At 73.4% G+C, this 19521-nt stretch carries 22 protein-coding genes; 17 read left to right on the top strand and 5 right to left on the bottom strand.

Going from position 1 to position 19521, the window contains the following annotated elements; genetic code table 11:
• Positions 1 to 94: 94 nt before the first annotated feature.
• From WQO_RS08095 to WQO_RS08085, 4 genes are read left to right on the top strand one after another with little or no spacing between them, the layout of a single operon-like run.
• Complete coding sequence (locus tag WQO_RS08095; RefSeq protein WP_010057926.1) at positions 95 to 1078, top strand: ABC transporter ATP-binding protein; 984 nt, start codon at positions 95 to 97, stop codon at positions 1076 to 1078.
• Positions 1079 to 1101: 23 nt separating this feature from the next.
• Positions 1102 to 1242 carry a hypothetical protein gene (locus tag WQO_RS36105; RefSeq protein WP_158073226.1) on the top strand — a complete coding sequence of 47 codons (141 nt, stop codon included), beginning with the start codon at positions 1102 to 1104 and terminating at the stop codon, positions 1240 to 1242.
• The gene (locus WQO_RS08090; RefSeq protein ID WP_058953915.1) at positions 1239 to 2081 is read left to right on the top strand and encodes an ABC transporter permease; all 843 of its coding nucleotides are present in this window, start codon (positions 1239 to 1241) and stop codon (positions 2079 to 2081) included. The genes WQO_RS36105 and WQO_RS08090 overlap by 4 nt, the downstream gene beginning before the upstream one ends.
• Before the next feature lie 52 nt (positions 2082 to 2133).
• Positions 2134 to 2856: a hypothetical protein gene (locus WQO_RS08085; protein WP_010057929.1), complete on the top strand. Its 723-nt coding sequence runs from the start codon at positions 2134 to 2136 to the stop codon at positions 2854 to 2856.
• Between the two features lie 184 nt (positions 2857 to 3040).
• On the opposite strand, the gene ybaK is transcribed toward WQO_RS08085, so the two are convergent.
• From ybaK to WQO_RS08065, 4 genes are all read right to left on the bottom strand, one after another.
• Positions 3041 to 3541, bottom strand: a complete 501-nt coding sequence (gene ybaK, locus WQO_RS08080) for a Cys-tRNA(Pro) deacylase (protein WP_010064545.1) — start codon at positions 3539 to 3541, stop codon at positions 3041 to 3043.
• Positions 3542 to 3556: 15 nt separating this feature from the next.
• Positions 3557 to 4321: an LON peptidase substrate-binding domain-containing protein gene (locus WQO_RS08075; protein WP_010064543.1), complete on the bottom strand. Its 765-nt coding sequence runs from the start codon at positions 4319 to 4321 to the stop codon at positions 3557 to 3559.
• A gap of 5 nt (positions 4322 to 4326) precedes the next feature.
• Entirely contained in the window at positions 4327 to 5367 is a 1041-nt protein-coding gene (locus WQO_RS08070) for a hypothetical protein (protein WP_010064542.1), read from the bottom strand.
• Between the two features lie 267 nt (positions 5368 to 5634).
• Positions 5635 to 7236, bottom strand: a complete 1602-nt coding sequence (locus WQO_RS08065) for a hypothetical protein (RefSeq protein WP_010064541.1) — start codon at positions 7234 to 7236, stop codon at positions 5635 to 5637.
• A gap of 224 nt (positions 7237 to 7460) precedes the next feature.
• On the opposite strand from WQO_RS08065, the gene hisD reads away from it, so the two are divergent.
• The 11 genes from hisD to WQO_RS08010 all read left to right on the top strand — a co-directional run bounded on the left by hisD (position 7461) and on the right by WQO_RS08010 (position 16789).
• Positions 7461 to 8783, top strand: a complete 1323-nt coding sequence (gene hisD / locus WQO_RS08060) for a histidinol dehydrogenase (protein ID WP_010064540.1) — start codon at positions 7461 to 7463, stop codon at positions 8781 to 8783.
• A complete protein-coding gene (locus tag WQO_RS08055) occupies positions 8780 to 9910 on the top strand; it encodes a histidinol-phosphate transaminase (protein ID WP_010064539.1) in 1131 nt (376 codons plus the stop codon). Before hisD ends, WQO_RS08055 begins: the two co-directional genes overlap by 4 nt.
• A complete protein-coding gene (hisB, locus tag WQO_RS08050) occupies positions 9907 to 10503 on the top strand; it encodes an imidazoleglycerol-phosphate dehydratase HisB (RefSeq protein WP_003969740.1) in 597 nt (198 codons plus the stop codon). The genes WQO_RS08055 and hisB overlap by 4 nt, the downstream gene beginning before the upstream one ends.
• On the top strand, positions 10500 to 10667 hold the full coding sequence (locus WQO_RS36355; protein ID WP_003969742.1) for a hypothetical protein: 168 nt from the start codon (positions 10500 to 10502) through the stop codon (positions 10665 to 10667). Before hisB ends, WQO_RS36355 begins: the two co-directional genes overlap by 4 nt.
• Positions 10668 to 10677: 10 nt before the next feature.
• Positions 10678 to 11319 carry an imidazole glycerol phosphate synthase subunit HisH gene (hisH, locus tag WQO_RS08040; RefSeq protein ID WP_010064538.1) on the top strand — a complete coding sequence of 214 codons (642 nt, stop codon included), beginning with the start codon at positions 10678 to 10680 and terminating at the stop codon, positions 11317 to 11319.
• Positions 11319 to 12044 carry a bifunctional 1-(5-phosphoribosyl)-5-((5-phosphoribosylamino)methylideneamino)imidazole-4-carboxamide isomerase/phosphoribosylanthranilate isomerase PriA gene (priA, locus tag WQO_RS08035; protein ID WP_010064537.1) on the top strand — a complete coding sequence of 242 codons (726 nt, stop codon included), beginning with the start codon at positions 11319 to 11321 and terminating at the stop codon, positions 12042 to 12044. The genes hisH and priA overlap by 1 nt, the downstream gene beginning before the upstream one ends.
• Positions 12041 to 12448 (top strand): RidA family protein, encoded by a 408-nt coding sequence (locus tag WQO_RS08030; protein ID WP_010064535.1) that lies wholly within the window; start codon positions 12041 to 12043, stop codon positions 12446 to 12448. Before priA ends, WQO_RS08030 begins: the two co-directional genes overlap by 4 nt.
• Positions 12445 to 13200: an imidazole glycerol phosphate synthase subunit HisF gene (hisF, locus tag WQO_RS08025; protein WP_006123807.1), complete on the top strand. Its 756-nt coding sequence runs from the start codon at positions 12445 to 12447 to the stop codon at positions 13198 to 13200. The genes WQO_RS08030 and hisF overlap by 4 nt, the downstream gene beginning before the upstream one ends.
• A 212-nt stretch (positions 13201 to 13412) precedes the next feature.
• Positions 13413 to 14777 carry a PucR family transcriptional regulator gene (locus tag WQO_RS08020; RefSeq protein ID WP_010064534.1) on the top strand — a complete coding sequence of 455 codons (1365 nt, stop codon included), beginning with the start codon at positions 13413 to 13415 and terminating at the stop codon, positions 14775 to 14777.
• A gap of 135 nt (positions 14778 to 14912) precedes the next feature.
• A complete protein-coding gene (locus WQO_RS08015) occupies positions 14913 to 15500 on the top strand; it encodes an ArsR/SmtB family transcription factor (RefSeq protein ID WP_010064533.1) in 588 nt (195 codons plus the stop codon).
• Positions 15501 to 15532: 32 nt separating this feature from the next.
• Positions 15533 to 16789 carry an MFS transporter gene (locus WQO_RS08010; RefSeq protein WP_010064532.1) on the top strand — a complete coding sequence of 419 codons (1257 nt, stop codon included), beginning with the start codon at positions 15533 to 15535 and terminating at the stop codon, positions 16787 to 16789.
• 77 nt (positions 16790 to 16866) lie between these two features.
• On the opposite strand, the gene WQO_RS08005 is transcribed toward WQO_RS08010, so the two are convergent.
• The gene (locus WQO_RS08005) at positions 16867 to 17499 is read right to left on the bottom strand and encodes a TIGR03085 family metal-binding protein (protein WP_010064531.1); all 633 of its coding nucleotides are present in this window, start codon (positions 17497 to 17499) and stop codon (positions 16867 to 16869) included.
• Between the two features lie 84 nt (positions 17500 to 17583).
• On the opposite strand from WQO_RS08005, the gene hisI reads away from it, so the two are divergent.
• Complete coding sequence (gene hisI / locus WQO_RS08000) at positions 17584 to 17961, top strand: phosphoribosyl-AMP cyclohydrolase (RefSeq protein WP_010064530.1); 378 nt, start codon at positions 17584 to 17586, stop codon at positions 17959 to 17961.
• 9 nt (positions 17962 to 17970) lie between these two features.
• Complete coding sequence (locus WQO_RS07995) at positions 17971 to 19464, top strand: anthranilate synthase component I (RefSeq protein WP_010064529.1); 1494 nt, start codon at positions 17971 to 17973, stop codon at positions 19462 to 19464.
• Positions 19465 to 19521: the final 57 nt, after the last annotated feature.

Below are 19521 nucleotides of genomic sequence, written 5' to 3'. Positions count from 1 at the left end.
GGGGCGGCCCCGGGCGCGAACCGGGGCATGTGACCCCGTACCCTCATACCTCGTGAGTACGGGCACAGCACAGGCGCAGCGGGACACCGGCACCGTGTGCGCGGTGCGCGATCTGGTCAAGACCTACCCCGCGACCCGGGGCCGCCGGGGCGCACCCGCGAGCCCCGAGGTCCGCGCCACGGACGGCATCCGCCTGGACGTCGAGCGCGGCGAGATCTTCGGACTGCTCGGCCCCAACGGCGCCGGCAAGTCGACCCTGGTCCGCCAGCTCACCGGGCTGATGCGGCCCGACTCCGGCAGTGTCGAGGTGCTGGGCCACGACCTCGTACGCCACCCCGAGCTGGCCTCACGGCTGATCGGCTATCTCGGGCAGGAGTCCACCGCCCTCGACGAACTGACCGTCTCCCTCGCCGCCGAGACCACCGGCCGGCTGCGCGGCCTCTCGCTCCAGGAGGCCCGCGCCGAGCGCGACGCCGTCCTGGAGGAGCTGGGCCTCACCGCGATCGCCGGGCGGCCCCTGAAGAAGCTCTCCGGCGGTCAGCGCCGGCTCGCCTGCTTCGCCGCCACCCTGGTCGGCGACCGGCCCGTCCTGGTCCTCGACGAACCGACCACCGGTATGGACCCGGTCGCCCGCCGTGCCGTCTGGGCCGCCGTGGACCGCCGCCGGGCGGAGCGCGGGGCCACGGTCCTGCTGGTCACCCACAACGTCATCGAGGCCGAGACCGTCCTCGACCGGGTCGCCGTCCTCGAACGCGGCCGGGTCATCGCCTGCGACACCCCCGCCGGGCTCAAGGAACGGGTCGCCGGGGAGGTCCGCGTCGAGCTCGTCTGGCGCGAACGGGCCCCGCTGGACGTCCCCGAGGTGGCGGCGCTGCGGCCGTCCGCCCAGGAGTCCGGACGGCGCTGGGTGCTGCGGCTCGGGCCGGACGAGGCACGGGCCGCGGTCGCCGCGGTGACAGGCGGCGAGGCCTTCGCCGCGCTCGACGATTTCACCCTGGCCACCCCCAGCCTGGAAGATGTCTACCTCGCGCTCGGGGGAGACGCCGGCGATGCGACCGAGGGGCTGGTGAAGGCGTGAGAGCCGTACGTGCCGTGGGGGACGTGAACGCGCCGGGCGCGGAGGACGTATTCGGCGGGTGGGGCGAGTTCCCCGGACCGAACGTGCCGAACGTGCTGGGCGTGCCGAACGTGCTGGGCGTGTTTGACGTGGTGGATGTGTCGAAGGGGAGCGGCCTCAGGTGACGAGCATCATTCCGGCCAGGACCGCGGCGACGCGTACCCGGCCCGCGCCCGGCTCCTCCGACACCGGCCCCGCCTGTACCGTCGCGGCGCCTCTCGCCCCGCGCGCCCGGCTGCTGCCCTCGCTGGCCGCCGTCTACCGCGCGCAGCTCTCCCGGGCGCGCGTCGCCCGGATTCCGCTGCTCTTCGTGGCGACCTTCCAGTCCGTCGGGATCATGATCCTGATGCGGGGCGTCGTGGACGGGGGCGCGGAGGCCCGCGCCGTGGTCGCGGGATCCAGCGTCCTGGTCGTTGCGTTCGTCGCGCTCAACCTGCTCGCCCAGTACTTCGGGCAGCTGCGGGCGAGCGGCGGGCTCGACCACTACGCCACGCTGCCCGTGCCGCCCGCCGCGGTGGTGCTCGGGGCGGCCGCCGCGTACGCCTCGTTCACCGTGCCCGGCACAGTCGTCACCGCGATCACCGGGAGTGTGCTGTTCCAGCTGCCGATGACGCACCTGTGGGTCCTGGTCGCCGTCATCCCGCTCTCCGGCGCCGCCCTGGCCGGGCTCGGCGCGGCCCTCGGGCTGCTCGCACCGCGCCCGGAGCTGGCGACCCTGCTGGGCCAGCTGGGGATGTCCGCCGCCCTGCTCCTCGGGGTGCTGCCGGCCGAGCGGCTGCCGCAGCCGGTGGGGTGGGCGCGCGACCTGCTGCCCTCGACGTACGGGGTCGAGGCGCTGGCCCGGTCCTTCGACGCCCGCCCGGACTGGTGGATCATCGCCTTCTTCCTCGCGATCTGCGCGGCGGTGGGGGTGCTCTCGCTGGCCGTGGCGACGTGGGCGTACCGGCGGGCCGCCGTACGGTAGCGCCCCGGGTCCTGCGGGCACGGGTGCGGTATCCGGTGAGGCGCCTCACAGGGTGGCCTGGCACGATGGCACGGTGACCGCACCTCTGACGCCGCCTCACCAGCCCGGCCCCCACGATCCCTGGCAGGCCCCGCCCCCGGGCTCCCACCTCGCGCCCTCCCCGGGTGCGCCGGACGACCCGGACACGGCCACGGAGCTCCGTCAGGCCGCTGTCGTCGCCGTCCTCGTCGCGGTCTCGGGCATCGCCCTCGGGCTGCTGTGGCTGTGGCTCGCGCCGCGCGTTCCGCTGGTCTCCGACGACACGGCGGTCTTCCTCAAGAACAGCGAGGGCGAGGAGGCGATCGGCGCGGACGGCACGTTCGTCCTGCTGGCCATCGGCTTCGGCGTGCTCTCGGCGGCCCTCGTCTTCTGGCGGCTGCGCCGCGGGGGCGTCCTCGTGGTCGTCGGCCTGGCGCTGGGCGCGCTGCTGGCCTCGCTGATCGCGTGGCGGGTCGGTATCTGGCTGGGGCCGTCCTCCGACGTGGTGGGGCGGGCCCGGGAGGCGGGGCAGGGCGTGACGTTCGACGCCCCGCTGGAGCTGCACACGGTGTGGGTGGCGGTGCTGGCGTGGCCGTTCGCGGCGATGGGGATCCATCTGCTGCTGACGGCGGCGTTCGGGCCGCGGGATGTGGAGCCGGACTGGTCGTATTACCAGGGGCCCGTGCAGGGGCCCCTGGCGGGGCCGGGGTCCGGGTCGTCGCCGTCGTCGCCCGCAGGTGGGGGTGGGGCGGCGTAGGGGCGCCTGCGGCGGGCCTGTTCCCCTACCCATCCCCAAGCTCTCAGCTTCGTTCGAGCAGGGGAGACCCCACTCTTCCCGGAACCGGGGCGCTGCCCTGGGCCCCGGTGTCCTCAAGCGCCGGACGGGCTGGATTTCGGGGCTCCGCCCCGGACCCCGCTCCTCAAGCGCCGGAGGGGCTGGACTACGACCGCGCGATCTCCGCGAACGTCGCTCCCGTCAGCTCCGCCAGGTCCGTCGCCGACAGCTCCACCTCCAGGCCCCGGCGCCCCGCCGAGACGCAGATCGTGGCGTGCGTCCGTGCCGACGCGTCCAGCACCGTGCGCAGGCGCTTGCGCTGGCCCAGTGGGGAGATGCCGCCCCGGACATAGCCCGTCGTGCGTTCCGCCGCCGCCGGGTCCGCCATCGTGGCGCGTTTGCCGCCCACCGCGGCTGCCAGGGCCTTGAGGTCCAGGGAGCCGGCCACCGGGACCACCGCGACCGTCAGGGCGCCGTCCACGTCCGCGACCAGGGTCTTGAAGACCCGGTCGGGGGAGACGCCCAGGGCCTCGGCGGCCTCCTCGCCGTAGGACGGGGACGCCGGGTCGTGGTCGTAGGCGTGGACCGTGAACGCGGTGCCCGCCGCGGTCAGGGCGACCGTGGCGGGGGTGCCGCCCGGCTGGTGCTTTTTGGACTTCTTCGCCACCGGGGCCGGTCCTCGTCAGTTGGGGTGGGTGGGGGCCCGCGTCAGGTCCGTCGCGGGCAGCGAGGGCAGGTGCCGGATGACCGCCGTCTCCTTGCGCAGCAGCGTCAGCTCCTCACGCAGCCGGGTCGCGGTGTCCGGGGCCTGGAGCAGGCGCTGCTTGGTGGGGACGTCCAGGACCGTCGCCGCCGCGACCAGGTAGGAGATCACGGACGGGTCGTCGGGGAGGTCCGCGCCGGTCGCCAGCGAGCGTTCGCTCGCCCCGGCCAGGCGCTTCTGGTAGGAGCGGAAGGCCCGCAGAACGCCCTCCGCGAGGGCTCCGGCCTCGTCGGTCTCGTCCCCGGCGGGCGGTTCCTCGGCCAGGTCCTCGACCTCGGCGGTCAGATACGGGCCGTCCGCCTCGACGGACAGCAGCCTGACCCGGGTGGTGCCGGTGGCCAGGACCTCGAAGCTGCCGTCGGCGCGCTCGCGGATCGTGGCCGCGTCGGCGACACAGCCGACCCGGTGGAAGGTCTGGATCGGATCGGGGCCGAAGCCGTCCGCCGGGGCGCGCTCGGCGGGCGGGGCCGACGCGACCGTGTCCGGCATGCCGGTGGCTGTCGGGGCGATCTCGCGGCCGTCGCGGATCGCCACCACGACGAAGCGGCGAGGTTCGTCCTCGTCGCTCTTCAGCAGCTCCCGCATCATGGCGCGATATCGCTCTTCGAAGACGTTGAGCGGCAGCACCAGGCCGGGGAACAGCACCGCGTTGAGCGGGAAAAGGGGAAGGCGGGCGGTGGTCACAACGCTCAAGCGTAATGGCCCCTGGGGCGGCCGTGACCGGCCCGGTCGCGCAGCGGGGTCAGGGAGGCCACCTGGAGGCGTGCGCCGTCCCGCGCGTCCAGGAACCGGCCGAGCGCGTCCTCGGACACCGACGACCACGGGAACGACGTCGCGTGCAGCCCGATCAGGTTGAACTGGTGCAGCGCCTCCGCCCAGCGGCCCCGGGCGAGCAGGACGTACGCGAGGAGGTTGCGGACCTCGGCCGGCCAGGGATCGCCGGGCCGGTAGGCGGCGGAGAGCCTGATCGCCAGATCGGCCGCCGCGTCGATCCGCTCCTCCAGCACGGAGGTGGTCCGGCCCGCCGCCTGGGTGTCCAGGAGCAGCGCGAACGCCGCCCGGACCGGCAGGGCCTGCACCAGGGAGTCGGGCAGCGCGTCCGCCGCGGCCTGCTCGGCGAAGTCGAAGCATTCGCGGTGCGAGCCGTACCAGGCGGCCGAGAGATAGCGCAGCGCCGCCACATGGCAGCCGTAGTGGTGCGCGGAGCGCCGTACGGCCTGCTCCCACAGCGACTCGAAGGCGGTGTGCGTGGCGTGGGTGCCGCGCGCGTGGTCCAGGGCCAGGCGCCAGGGCACGGGGTCGCGCGGGTCCGCGTCGGCGGCCGCGGTGATCAGCGGGCCGACCTCGCGGAGCCGTTCCGCGCGGGCGGGCGACTCCCAGGCCCGGCGGACCGACAGCTCCGCCTTGACCAGCAGCGCGTCCGGGTCGCGGGGCGCGGCGGCCAGCCAGTCGACGAGCCAGCCGTCCCGGCTGCGGGCGAACGCGACGAGATGGCCGAGGTAGCGGTCCCGGTTCTCCCAGTCGGCGGAGTCCCGGGTGGTGGCGAGCAGCTTGGCGGCCGGTTCGTGGTCGCCCAGGGCAGCGGCGACCAGCGCGGGAGAGAGCCGCTCGTCCGGGGCGTCGAGCAGCACCGCGTCATCCGCGGACAGTCCGGCGGACAGCGGAGGGCTGTGCCGGATCATGCGCGCGGTACCGATGAGAGCGCGAAGGAAAGCCATGGTGCAGACCATTGAAAAGCGCTGGTGAGGGCCGCGCCAGAGGCGTGCTGTGAAGCTTCTGTGCCGAGTGAATGGGTTGTATCGAGCCTGGTCAAGAAAGGGCAAAGGAAATGCCCGCCATTGGCTTGATTGGATCCACCCGGGGGCCTCTTCCGTCCCGGTGGCCACCGGGTGCGAGGGCGGCCGAGGCCGGGGGAGCGACAGCCCCCGATCGTGCGGTTACGGCTCCCGGAGCAGTCCCCGTACGGCATCCGCCCCCCTCTGCCCCGCCCGCCGGGGTCAGCCCCTGCGCAGCATCCGGGAGGCCCCCGCCGCCACCGTGGTGGCCAGAACCCATCCCACCAGCACCAGACCGGCCGCGGCCCACTGCCAGGCGCCCTCCATCCGCCAGTAGCCGTCCTGCCCGAGGTTGATCACCGGGACCAGCAGATCCAGCGCGTACAGGGCGGGGTTCCACTGCGGATGCTCCTCGCGCTTCATCGAGGGCGGGGCGTGCTGGGCGAACGCCACCGTCCCCGCCGCCCACAGCACCGCCATCCACACCGCCGCCCGGCCCGGCCGGTAGCCGTACGCCACCGTCCAGTCCTGGAGGTACCCCCAGGCCTTCGCTGCGGGCGGCAGCGTCTCGCGGCGGCGGCGCTGCTTGGCGAGCAGCACCTCGCGCGCGTCCGCGTCCTCCCCGCAGCTGCGCATCACCGTGGCGAGGCGCTCGTACGGCTCGGGGACGTACTCCGGGGTCGCGGCCTGCACCCACTCCAGCCGCCGGGAGAGCGGGAAGTGGCCGTAGGGGACGAGGTTCTCGTAGACGAAACCGCCCATCGCCAGACCCCCGGGGCCCGGCCAGCTCGTCGACAGGTCGATCAGGGTCACCACCTTCGCGCCGTTCAGCACGACCCGCCCCTCCTCCGGGCGCTCCGCGTTGAACCGCAGCTCCGGCGTGACGATCCGGCGCAGCGACAGCTCCTCCTGCCGGGTCATCGTGAACCGGGCCTTGTGCAGGTCCACCGCGTCCCCGAACCGCCCGTCGTCCAGCCGCACCCCGCCCCTGCTCTCGAAGACCTGCGAGCGGGTGCCGCGCGCCGGGGTCGGGGCGTAGACCACGCCGTACGGGGGAGTGGTGCCCTGGTTCCCCGTGTCGACGCTCACCCACGCCTCGGTCATGTAGAGCGTGCGCTCCACCGTCAGCTGCGGGGCGTTCAGCGCGCGCCGGTCCTCCGCGGCGCGCAGCCGGCTGCCGCGCAGGCTCAGCGAACCGCCCACCTTCGTGCCCCGCAGGCTCAGCTCGCCCAGCGTCTCGATCATCTCGGCCTGGAGGTCCTGCGCGACCGCCATGCCGTCCCCGACGATGGCCCGTCCGTGCCGGTCCGGGCCCACACTGAGCTGGTTGATCAGCAGATCCGTGCCGATCTGGGCGTCGGTCAGCCGGATGCCCCGGTCGATCCGGCAGCGCGGCAGATGCAGATCGCCCTCGGTCTGCAGGCGCGCGGCCTCCAGCCGGGGCAGCGCGCAGCCCACCAGCCGCAGCGTCGTGAAATGGCACTCCGGGAGCACCACCTCCTGCTCGAAACGGCAGCCGGTCAGCTCCACGTACGGAGAGACCCGGCCGCCCGCCAGATCCAGCTTCCCGGTGATCCGCACCCCCCGGAGCTTCAGCGCCGCCACCCGGCCGGGCCGGGCGGGCGGGCCGTCCAGCAGCAGCCGCGCCACCGTGCGCGCGCCGACGCTCCGCTCGGGCCCCCACGTCTGCGGGGCGAACGGGTCGTTGCGGGTCGTGTCGTAACTGCGTAAGTCGTAGGTGGTCCCGTTGCGGAAGGACTGCCACATGCCCAGCTCCGCTGCGCTGAGGCCGTCCGGGATGTCGCCTTCGTGCGGCTCGGTCACGGCCGCTCCCTCCGTGCACACATGCTCTGGCGCTGCCGCCATGCCCTCGTGGTGGGCACACATGCCGTAGAGCCGTTATGCCCCTGTGTGACGCCGTGAAAGCCAGCGGTCAGCAGTGACGGCCGGACATGGCCGAGACACGTAGGAGTCAGTGGTGCGGACGACCGGTATCAGCCAGTGATACGCGCGACCGGCCGTCCCGGACGGTCTGAGAGAATTGCCGTGTGATCTCTCGAATCGACCTGCGCGGCGACGCCCTCCCCGAGGGTGGAGCCCTGCGCGACCTGCTGCCCCGTGCCGAGTTCGACGTGGAAGCCGCCCTGGAGACGGTGCGGCCCATCTGCGAGGACGTACGCCATCGTGGCTCCGCGGCAGTGATCGACTGGGGAGAGAAGCTCGACGGTGTCCGGATCGAGTCGGTACGGGTGCCCGCCGAGGTCCTGACGAAGGCTCTCCAGGAGCTGGACCCGGCCGTCCGCGCCGCGCTGGAGGAGTCGATCCGCCGCGCCCGCCTCGTCCACCGCGAGCAGCGCCGCACCACGCACACCACCCAGGTCGTCCCGGGCGGCACCGTCACCGAGAAGTGGATCCCCGTCGCGCGCGTCGGGCTCTACGTCCCCGGCGGCCGCTCGGTCTACCCCTCTTCCGTCGTGATGAACGTCGTCCCGGCCCAGGAGGCGGGCGTCGAGGGCGTCGCCGTCGCCTCCCCGCCGCAGAAGGACTTCGGCGGCCTCCCGCACCCCACGATCCTCGCCGCCTGCGCCCTGCTCGGCGTCGACGAGGTGTACGCGGCCGGGGGCGCCCAGGCCGTCGCGATGTTCGCGTACGGCACCGAGGACTGCTCCCCGGTCAACCTGGTCACCGGCCCCGGCAACATCTACGTCGCCGCCGCCAAGCGCCTCCTCAAGGGCCGCATCGGCATCGACGCCGAGGCCGGGCCCACCGAGATCGCGATCCTCGCCGACGCCACCGCCGACCCGGTGCACGTCGCCGCCGACCTGATCAGCCAGGCCGAGCACGACCCGATGGCCGCCGCCGTCCTGGTCACCGACTCCGAGGAGCTGGCCGCCGCCACCGAGGCGGAGCTGGTCCCGCAGGTCGCCGCCACCAAGCACATCACCGACCGCGTCGAGCCCGCGCTCGCCGGCCGCCAGTCCGCGATCGTCCTGGTCTCCTCGATCGAGGACGGACTCAAGGTCGTCGACGCGTACGGCGCCGAGCACCTGGAGATCCAGACCGCCGACGCCGCCGCCGTCGCCGACCGGGTCCGCAACGCCGGAGCGATCTTCGTCGGCCCCTGGGCCCCGGTCTCGCTCGGCGACTACTGCGCCGGTTCCAACCACGTCCTGCCCACCGGCGGCTGCGCCTGCCACTCCTCGGGCCTCTCCGTGCAGTCCTTCCTGCGCGGCATCCACATCGTCGACTACACCCGCGACGCGCTCGCCGAGGTCACCCACCATGTGGTGACCCTCGCCGAGGCGGAGGACCTCCCCGCCCACGGCGCCGCCCTCAAGGCAAGGTTCGGCTGGAAGGTCCCGCAGCAGTGACGAACGGCAGCACCACCTCCCGTAACCCCTGGGACGAGCTCCCCATCCGCGACGAACTGCGCGGCCAGTCCCCGTACGGAGCGCCCCAGCTGGACGTCCCCGTACGCCTCAACACCAACGAGAACCCCTACCCGCTCCCCGAAGCCCTGGTCGAGCGGATCGCCGAGCGGGTCCGCGAGGCCGCCCGCGGCCTCAACCGCTACCCCGACCGGGACGCCGTCGAGCTCCGCACCGAGCTGGCCCGCTACCTGACGCGCACCGCCGGGCACGAGGTGACCGCGGCCCACGTCTGGGCCGCCAACGGCTCCAACGAGGTCCTCCAGCAGCTCCTGCAGACCTTCGGCGGGCCCGGCCGCACCGCGATCGGCTTCGAACCCTCGTACTCGATGCACGCCCTGATCTCCCGGGGCACCGGCACCGGCTGGATCTCCGGGCCGCGCAACGAAGACTTCACCATCGACGTGGACGCCGCCCGCGCCGCCATCGCCGGGCACCGGCCCGAGGTCGTCTTCATCACCTCGCCCAACAACCCCACCGGCACCGCCGTCGAGGCCGACACCGTCCTCGCCCTGTACGACGCCGCCCAGGCCGCAGGACCCTCGATCGTCGTCGTCGACGAGGCGTACGGCGAGTTCAGCCACCAGCCCTCGCTGCTCCCGCTGATCGAGGGCCGCCGCAACCTGATCGTCTCCCGGACCATGTCCAAGGCGTTCGGCGCGGCAGGGCTGCGCCTGGGCTACCTCGCCGCCGACCCGGCCGTGGTCGACGCCGTCCAGCTGGTCCGGCTCCCGTACCACCTCTCCTCCGTCACCCAGGCCACCGCGCTCGCCGCCCTGGAGCACACCGATACGCTGCTGGGGTACGTCGCGCAGCTCAAGAGCGAGCGCGACCGGCTGGTGGCCGAGCTGCGCGCCACCGGCTACGAGGTCACCGACTCGGACGCCAACTTCGTCCAGTTCGGCCGCTTCGACGACAGCCACGCCGTCTGGCAGCGGATCCTCGACAAGGGCGTCCTGGTCCGGGACAACGGCGTACCGGGCTGGCTGCGGGTCACCGCGGGCACCCCGGCAGAGAACGACGCGTTCCTCGATGCGGTACGCGAACTCAAGAAGGAGCACGACGCATGAGCCCCCGCGTAGGCCGCGTGGAACGCACCACGAAGGAAACGTCCGTGCTCGTCGAGATCAACCTCGACGGCACCGGAAAGGTCGATGTCGCCACCGGGGTCGGCTTCTACGACCACATGCTCGACCAGCTCGGCCGCCACGGCCTCTTCGACCTCACGGTCAAGACCGAGGGCGACCTGCACATCGACACCCACCACACCATCGAGGACACCGCGCTCGCGCTCGGCGCCGCCTTCAAGCAGGCCCTCGGTGACAAGGTCGGCATCTACCGCTTCGGCAACTGCACCGTCCCGCTGGACGAGTCGCTCGCCCAGGTCACCGTCGACCTCTCCGGCCGCCCCTACCTGGTGCACACCGAGCCGGAGAACATGGCCCCGATGATCGGGACCTACGACACGACGATGACCCGCCACATCTTCGAGTCCTTCGTCGCCCAGGCGCAGATCGCCCTGCACATCCACGTCCCGTACGGGCGCAACGCGCACCACATCGTCGAGTGCCAGTTCAAGGCGCTCGCGCGCGCCCTGCGCTACGCCTCCGAGCACGACCCGCGCGCCGCCGGCATCCTGCCCTCCACGAAGGGCGCCCTGTGACCGGCCTCAACACCATCCTGATCGTCGTCGGCCTCTTCCTGGCCGGCGGCGTCTACTCCTTCGCCAAGCAGGGGATGCCCAAGGGCGTCATCGTGCTGCTGTCGATCGGCTCCGTGATGTGCCTGGTGGCGGGCATCCTGCGGATCCAGGGCCTGTGGGACTGAGGAGCACCCTGTGACTGACTCGAAAAAGGTCGTCGTCTTCGACTACGGCTTCGGCAACGTCCGGTCCGCCGAGCGGGCCCTCGCCCGCGTCGGCGCCGACGTCGAGATCACCCGCGACTTCGACCGCGCGATGAACGCCGACGGGCTGCTCGTCCCCGGCGTCGGCGCGTTCTCCGCCTGCATGGACGGGCTGAAGCGGGCCCGCGGCGACTGGATCGTCGGCCGCAGGCTCTCCGGCGGCCGCCCCGTCATGGGCATCTGCGTCGGCATGCAGATCCTCTTCGAGCGCGGCATCGAGCACGGCGTGGAGACCGAGGGCCTGGACGAATGGCCCGGCACGGTCGGCCCCCTGAAGGCCGACGTCGTCCCGCACATGGGCTGGAACACCGTGGACGCCCCCGAGGACTCCCGGCTCTTCGCCGGACTTGACCCCGAGGCCCGGTACTACTTCGTGCACTCCTACGCGGCGCACGACTGGACCCTCGAAGTCACCAACGCCAAGATCCGTGCGCCCAAGGTCACCTGGTCCACGCACGGCGAACGGTTCGTGGCCGCCGTGGAGAACGGCGCGCTGTGGGCCACCCAGTTCCACCCCGAGAAGTCCGGCGATGCCGGCGCCCAGCTGCTGACCAACTGGATCGAGACGCTGTAATGCCGAAGCTTGAACTGCTCCCCGCCGTCGACGTCCGCGACGGCCAGGCCGTCCGCCTCGTCCACGGCGAGTCCGGCTCCGAGACCTCCTACGGCTCCCCGCTGGAGGCCGCCCTCGCCTGGCAGTCCGCCGGCGCCGAGTGGCTGCACCTCGTCGACCTGGACGCCGCCTTCGGCACCGGCGACAACCGCGCCCTGATCGCCGAGGTCGCCGGGGCCATGGACATCAAGGTCGAGCTGTCCGGCGGCATCCGCGACGACGCCTCGCTGGAGGCCGCGCTCGCCACCGGCTGCCGCCGCGTCAACCTCGGCACCGCCGCCCTGGAGACCCCCGAGTGGGTCGCCAAGGTCATCGCCGAGCACGGCGACAAGATCGCCGTCGGCCTCGACGTCCGCGGCACCACCCTGCGCGGCCGCGGCTGGACCCGCGACGGCGGCGACCTCTACGAGACCCTCGCCCGCCTCGACGCCGAGGGCTGCGCCCGCTACGTCGTCACCGACATCGCCAAGGACGGCACCCTGGAAGGCCCCAACCTGGGCCTCCTGCGCGACGTCTGCGCCGTCACCGACCGCCCCGTCGTCGCCTCCGGCGGCGTCTCGTCCCTGGACGACCTCCGCGCGATCTCCCTCCTCGTCCCCGAAGGCGTCGAGGGCGCGATCGTCGGCAAGGCGCTGTACGCCAAGGCGTTCACGCTGGAAGAGGCGCTCAAGGCGGTCGCCGCGTGACCGATTCCGCTTCCGCTGTACGCCGGATCTCCACCGGCGCCCCCTGGGAGGAGAAGTTCGGCTACTCCCGGGCGGTCGAACTCCCCAACGGGCTCGTCCTGGTGGCCGGCTGCACCTCCGTGGTCAACGGCCAGATCGCCGCGGGCTCCCCGTACGAGCAGGCCGTCACCTCCTTCGACGTCGCGTTCGCGGCGCTGGAGCAGGTGGGTCTGGGACGCGAGGACGTCGTCCGCACCCGGATGTACCTCACGCACGCCCGGGACGTGGACGAGGTCGGCCGCGCCCACAAGGAGCTGTTCGACGCCGTACGCCCCGCCGCCTCGATGATCATCGTGTCCGGTCTCGTGGACCCGAGCCTGGTCGTCGAGGTCGAGGTCGAGGCCTACCGAGGAGGCGCGAAGTGACGCTCGCCGTACGGGTCATCCCCTGCCTCGACGTCGACAACGGCCGGGTCGTCAAGGGTGTCAACTTCCAGAACCTGCGCGACGCGGGCGACCCCGTCGAGATGGCCAAGCTGTACGACGCCGAGGGCGCCGACGAGCTGACCTTCCTCGACATCACCGCCTCCAGCGGCGACCGCGAGACGACGTACGACGTGGTCCGCCGCACCGCCGAGCAGGTCTTCATCCCGCTCACCGTCGGCGGCGGCGTCCGCACCCCGGAGGACGTCGACAAGCTGCTGCGCGCCGGGGCGGACAAGGTCGGCGTCAACACCGCCGCCATCGCCCGCCCCGACCTCATCCGCGAGATCGCCGAACGCTTCGGACGCCAGGTCCTGGTGCTCTCGGTCGACGCCCGCCGCACTCCGGAGGGCACGTTCGAGGTCACCACGCACGGCGGGCGCAAGGGTACCGGCATCGACGCCGTCGAGTGGGCCCACCGGGCCGCCGAGCTGGGCGCGGGCGAGATCCTGCTCAACTCGATGGACGCCGACGGCACCAAGGACGGCTACGACACCGAGATGATCGAGGCGGTCCGCAAGCACGTCACCGTGCCCGTCATCGCCTCCGGCGGCGCGGGCCGGCTCGCCGACTTCGCCCCGGCGATCGAGGCGGGCGCCGACGCGGTGCTCGCCGCGTCCGTCTTCCACTTCGGCGACCTGCGGATCTCCGAGGTCAAGGGCGCGCTGCGGGACGCGGGGCACCCGGTCCGCTGACCGTGCGGCCCGGTGCCTCCGACGGCACCGGGCCGCACGCTCCCGGGGGTTGCGAGACCGTGATGACGAGTTCCGCGCAGACCCCTAGGTACCGACTGGGCGGTATGTCATTCTGCGGGCGTCAGGATCGTCTCGCCGCGCTCGCGCCCCGCCCGGGCCGGTGCGCCGGGCCCGCCGCTCGCGCGGCCGGCCGATTCCCGGTGGAGGCCGCCATGCCACAGGTCGTACGTTCGCGGAACGGGGCGCTGCACGGCCCCTCCCCGGTACCGCCGTTGCCGCACCGCTTCCGGTCCCTGGCCGACCGCGAGTCCGTCGAGGCGCTGCACCGGGCCGCCCGGGTCCTCGTCGCCTCGCTGCCCGCCCTCACCGACCGGCTCGTCGAGGCCCTGTACGCCCAGGAGCCCGCCTACCGGGCGGCGATCGACTCCGACCGGGCCGAGGTCTGGCAGGAGGTCCACCACTCGCTGCGGCACAACGTCGGCTCCCTGATCCAGCCCCGCGAGTTCCGGGAGTCGGCCCATCGCACCTCCCGCTGGATCGGCGAGATCCGCGCCGAGCAGGGCGTCCCGCTCGACGCCGTCCTGCACGCCTTCCGGATGGGCGGCGCGATGGTCTGGCAGGACCTTGTGGACGAGACCGCCCGGCGCGACCCCGACGACATCCGGCTGCTCGTCCATGTCGCCGCCGATGTGTGGAACTTCGTCGACGAGCACTGCGGGGTCGTCGCGGACGCCTACCGGCAGGCCGAGCGGCGGCTGTCCTGGCGCCGCGAGAACCGCCAGCGGCTGATGGTCGCCGCCCTGCTCGACGGGACCGCCCGGATCGCGGACCTGGCCGAGGCGGCGGAGATGCTGGGACTGCCGGAGCAGGGGCGGTACGCGGTGCTCGCGGTGGCGGTCGGCCCGGGCGGGCCGGGAGCCGGTGTCGCGGACGGGGCGGGGAGTGACGGGCGCGGGTCAGGGCCCGCCGACGCGGCAGTCGCCCGGCACGGGCCGGGGGCCGTGGCCCGTACGCCGGTGGTGCTGCCCGCCGCCCATCCGGGAGCCGCTGCGCTCTGGCACCCGGGCCCGGACGCCGAGTTCGCGATCCTGCCGCTGACGGGCCCGCCCGGCGAGCTGAGCGAACTGGCCGCCGCGCTGGACGTGCCGGCCGGGACCCGGGCCGGGATCGGCTCCGCCGTCGAGGGACTGGCCGCCCTCGGCGACGCCCGGCGGCTGGCGGAGACCGCGCTGCGCGCCTGTCCGGCCACCGGGGGGACCGTCCTGCTCGACGAGCACCTCCCGGACGCCCTGGTCGTGTCCTCCCCGGCGCTCGCCGGAGCCCTCGCCGACCGGGTGCTGGGCCCGCTGGACCGGCTGGACCCCGCCGACCGCGATGTCATCGTGGAGACCCTCACCGCCTGGCTGGACGCGGACGGCTCGGCGCAGCGGGCGGGCGCCCGGCTCTACTGCCACCGCAACACCGTCCTCAACCGACTCCGCCGCTTCGAACAGCTCACCGGCCGCTGCCTCACCCGCCCCCGGGACGCGGTCGAGGTCTCGCTCGCACTGGCGGCGCGGCGGCTGCGGGGCACCTGAGGACCCGGCCCGCACGACGGTTGCCCGGCACCTGAAGCCCCCGCCTGTCCGTCACCTTCTGACGCCCGAAAACTCCGCAACAGACATTGCGCAATTATTCTTGCGCAACTTTTCCTGCGCATCTACGGTCGTGTCATGCCCAGTGACGAACGACGCCGCATCTCCGAGCTCGACACCCTCAAGGCGATCGGCCACCCCCTGCGCCTGAAGCTCTACCGCGCCCTGCACATCAAGCGCACCGCCACCGCCTCCCAGCTCGCCGACCAGGTCGACGAGGCGGTCTCCCTCGTCAGCTACCACCTGCGCAAGCTCGCCGACCACGGACTGATCGAACCGGCCGAGGGGCAGGGCACCGACGGCCGGGAACGCTGGTGGCAGCCGTCCTCCCGAGGGCTGACCTACAACGATGCGGACTTCGACGACGCACCGGACAGGGCGGCCGTCTACGCCGCCGCCAGCCGGATGTCCTTCGACCAGCACGTCGAGCTCTACCGCGCCCACCAGAGCGCACGGCACACCTGGGACGCGGAGTGGCGCAGCGCCTCCTGGAGCTCGGAGAACCTCCTCAGGCTCACCGCCGCCGAACTGGCCGCCCTCAGCCGGGAGATGGGCGCGCTGATCGACCGATACGAGGAAGCGGGCCGCGCCCGCGACGACGCGGGCGACACGGAGGGCCGGGAGAGCGTCGCCCTGCACACGTACGGCTTCCCCTTCCGCCCGTGAACCCACCCGGCTCTCCCGGAAAGGCCGCACCCGTGACCGCCATCGCTGTGGAGGCCGCCGAACGCCCCGCGCACCGCGACCCGAACGTCCTGCGCTGGCTCGGCGCGTACACCGCGTCGATGATCGGCGACAGCGTCTACTTCATGGCCCTCGCCTGGGCCGCCGCCCGTACCGGCAGCGCCTCCGGCACCGGCCTCGTCCTCGCCGCAGGGTCGATACCCCGGGCGCTCCTCATGCTCGGCGGGGGAGTGCTCGCCGACCGGCTCGGGCCCCGCCGCGTCGTCATCGGCAGCGACGCCGCCCGCGCCGTCCTGGTTCTTGCCCTCGCCGCGATCCTGGTTCTCACCGCGCCCACCGTGGGCGTCCTGCTGGTCGTCGCCCTGCTCTTCGGCGCGGTCGACGCCCTGTTCCTGCCCGCCGTCGGGGCGCTGCCGCCCCGGATCAGCACCCCCGGGCAGCTCGCCCGGATCCAGGGCCTGCGCGCACTGGCCGCGCGCGGCTCCTCGATCATCGGCGCGCCGACGGGCGGGGTCGCGGTGGCGACCGGCGGCCCCTCACTCGCCTTCGCCGCCGCCGGTGTGCTCTTCGCCCTCTCCCTGCCGCTGCTCCTGAGCCTGCGGATCAGCCCCCTGGCCGAGCCGGAGACCTCCGGTGGCGCAGCGGCCGCCGCGAAGGCCCCCAACGCCTGGCACGACCTCGTCGGCGGGCTCCGGTACATCCGCCGCCACCACCTCCTCGGCCCGCTCATGCTCGTCATCGCCCTCAGCGAGCTCGGCTTCGTCGGACCGCTCAACCTCGGGCTGATCCTGCTCTCCGAGCAGCGCGGCTGGGGCGCCTCCGGCATGGGCTGGATCGTCGCCGGATTCGCCGGCGGGGCAGCCGGGTCCGCCCTGCTGCTCGCCGTCCGGGGCCGAGTGCCCCGCGCCGGACTCGTGATGAGCCTGACGGCGCTCGTCGGTGCCGTCGGCATCGCCGCCCTGGCCCAGGTCCCCACGGTCGCCCTCGCCGCCGCGGTCGCCGCGTTCGTCGGGCTCACGGCCGGTCTGGCCGGCGCGCTGTGCGGAGCCCTCGTCCAGACCGCCGCCGACCCGGCGTACCTGGGCCGGGTCACGTCCGTGTCGACGTTCTCCACCTACGCGCTGATCCCGCTGAGCTATCCCGTCACCGGGGCGGCCATCGCACTCTGGGGGACCGGACCGGTGTACGCGGTGAGCGCGGCCGTGTGCGCGTCCGGCGGCGCGATGGGCCTCGCCCTCACCGCACTCCGCCGCGCCGAACTGCCCCGCTGACCCGGCGACCGCCCGACCGGGGCCGCCACCCCCGGCCGGAAGCCCGCCGGACGCCCGGCCTCGTCACGCGCCCCGCGTCACATCCCCAGTTCGGCCTTCCGTACCCGCTCCACCGCCGCCTGGTCGCCCTCCACCTGCACGTCCGCCGCGCTCTGCCGCCCGTACGCGAACAGCAGCAGCTCGGCCGGCTCGCCGGTCACCGTCACCACCGGGGTGCCCTTGTGGGCCACCGCCGTGCGGCCGTCCGGGCGGCGCAGCACCAGGCCGACGGGGGAGCGGCGGCCCACCAGCCGGGCGGTCTTCTCCACGTTCGACCAGAGCACATCGGCGAAGACCGGGTTCAGCTCGCGGCGCGACCAGTCGGGCTGGGCCCGCCGCACATCCTCCGCGTGGACGAAGAACTCGACCGTGTTGGCCGCCTCGTCGATCTGCTTCAGGGCCATCGGGGAGAACCGGGGCGGGCCGGTACGGATCAGCTGGATCAGTTCCTCGTACGGCTTCGCCGCGAACTCCGCCTGCACCCGCTCCAGCCGGGCCTTCAGCGCACTCACCAGCAGCCCGCCCGCCGCGTCGGCGCGGCGTTCGCGGACCACCACATGGGCGGCCAGGTCGCGGGTCTTCCAGCCGTCGCACAGGGTCAGGGCCTCGGGGCCGGCCGCTTCCAACAGATCGGCGAGCAGAAGACGTTCACGCTTCGCATGGGTCGACATGCCCGCCAGCGTACGACCGTCACCCGTGGTCCGCCCAGTGGACGTCCGCCCGGAAAGCCCCCGCCGACGCGGCACAATGGGCCCATGACCAGCACGCCCGGCCCCACGCCGCCCGCCAGCAGCCTCGACCCCGCCATCGCCGCCCGCCTCAAGCGCGGCGCCGACGGTCTGGTCCCGGCCGTTGCCCAACAGTACGACACCGGCGAGGTGCTGATGCTCGGCTGGATGGACGAGGAGGCGCTGCACCGCACGCTCACCACGGGCCGTGCCACCTACTGGTCGCGCAGCCGCCAGGAGTACTGGGTCAAGGGCGACACCTCGGGCCACATCCAGCGGGTGAAGTCCGTCGCCCTGGACTGCGACGCCGACACCGTCCTCGTCAAGGTCGACCAGACCGGCGCCGCCTGCCACACGGGCGACCGCACCTGCTTCGACGCCGACGTCCTCCTCCTCGACAGCTAAGGTCCGGCCATGGATCTCGACACCTTCCGCAAACTGGCCGTCGACCGGCGCGTCGTCCCCGTCAGCCGCCGCCTCCTCGCGGACGGCGACACCCCGGTCGGCCTGTACCGCAAGCTCGCCGCCGAGCGCCCCGGCACCTTCCTGCTGGAGTCCGCCGAGAACGGCCGCACCTGGTCGCGCTACTCCTTCATCGGCGTCCGCAGCGACGCCACCCTCACCACCCGCGACGGCGAAGCCCACTGGCTGGGCACCCCGCCCGTCGGCGTCCCCGTGGCAGGCGACCCGCTGGACGCGCTGCGGGCCACCGTCGAGACCCTGCACACCCCGCGCGACCTGGTCGTGGACGAGGGCCTCCCGCCGTTCACCGGAGGCATGGTCGGCTACCTCGGCTACGACATCGTGCGCCGCCTGGAGAAGATCGGCGAGCACGGCGGTGACGACCTGAAGCTGCCCGAGCTGACCATGCTCCTCACCTCGGACCTCGCCGTCCTCGACCACCAGAACGGCACCGTCCTGCTGATCGCCAACGCGATCAACCACAACGACCTCGCCACCGGCGTCGACGAGGCCCACGCGGACGCCGTCGCCCGCCTCGACGCGATGGAGCGCGACCTTCGCCGCCCGGTCGAGAACGCCCCCGCCGTCCTGCCCCCGTCCGAGCTGCCCCCGTACACCGCGCTCTGGGGCGGCGAGGCCTACCAGGACGCCGTGGACGACATCAAGGAGCGCATCCGGGCGGGCGAGGCCTTCCAGGTCGTCCCCTCCCAGCGCTTCGAGACGCCCTGCACCGCGAGCGCCCTGGACGTCTACCGGGTCCTGCGGGCCACCAACCCGTCCCCGTACATGTACCTCTTCCGCTTCGACGGGTTCGACGTCGTCGGCTCCAGCCCCGAGGCCCTCGTCAAGGTCGAGGACGGCCGGGCCATGGTCCACCCGATCGCCGGGACCCGGCACCGCGGCACCACCCCGCAGGAGGACCAGGCGCTCGCCGAGGAACTGCTCGCCGACCCCAAGGAGCGCGCCGAGCACCTGATGCTCGTCGACCTCGGCCGCAACGACCTGGGCCGGGTCTGCGAACCGGGCAGCGTCGAGGTCGTCGACTTCATGTCCATCGAGCGCTACTCCCACGTGATGCACATCGTCTCCACCGTCACCGGCCGCGTCACCGAGGACCGCACCGCCTTCGACGTCCTCACCGCCTGCTTCCCCGCGGGCACCCTCTCCGGCGCGCCCAAGCCCCGCGCCATGCAGATCATCGAGGAGCTGGAGCCGAGCCGCCGCGGACTGTACGGGGGCTGCGTCGGCTACCTCGACTTCGCCGGGGACTCCGACACCGCCATCGCCATCCGGACCGCCCTCCTCCGCGACGGCACCGCGTACGTCCAGGCCGGAGCGGGGGTCGTCGCCGACTCCGACCCGGTCGCCGAGGACACCGAATGCCGCAACAAGGCGGCGGCCGTGCTCCGCGCCGTCCATACGGCCAACCGGCTCCACGGCCGCTGAACGCCCGCTGAACCGCTGACGGCCGACCGGCTCCGCGGGCGTCGGGGCGGTAGGGGA

It is taken from the genome of Streptomyces globisporus C-1027 (assembly GCF_000261345.2).
Taxonomy (GTDB): domain Bacteria; phylum Actinomycetota; class Actinomycetes; order Streptomycetales; family Streptomycetaceae; genus Streptomyces; species Streptomyces pakalii.
The sequence above is the reverse complement of the archived record's forward strand: the minus strand, read 5'-3'. Positions and strand labels throughout refer to the sequence as shown.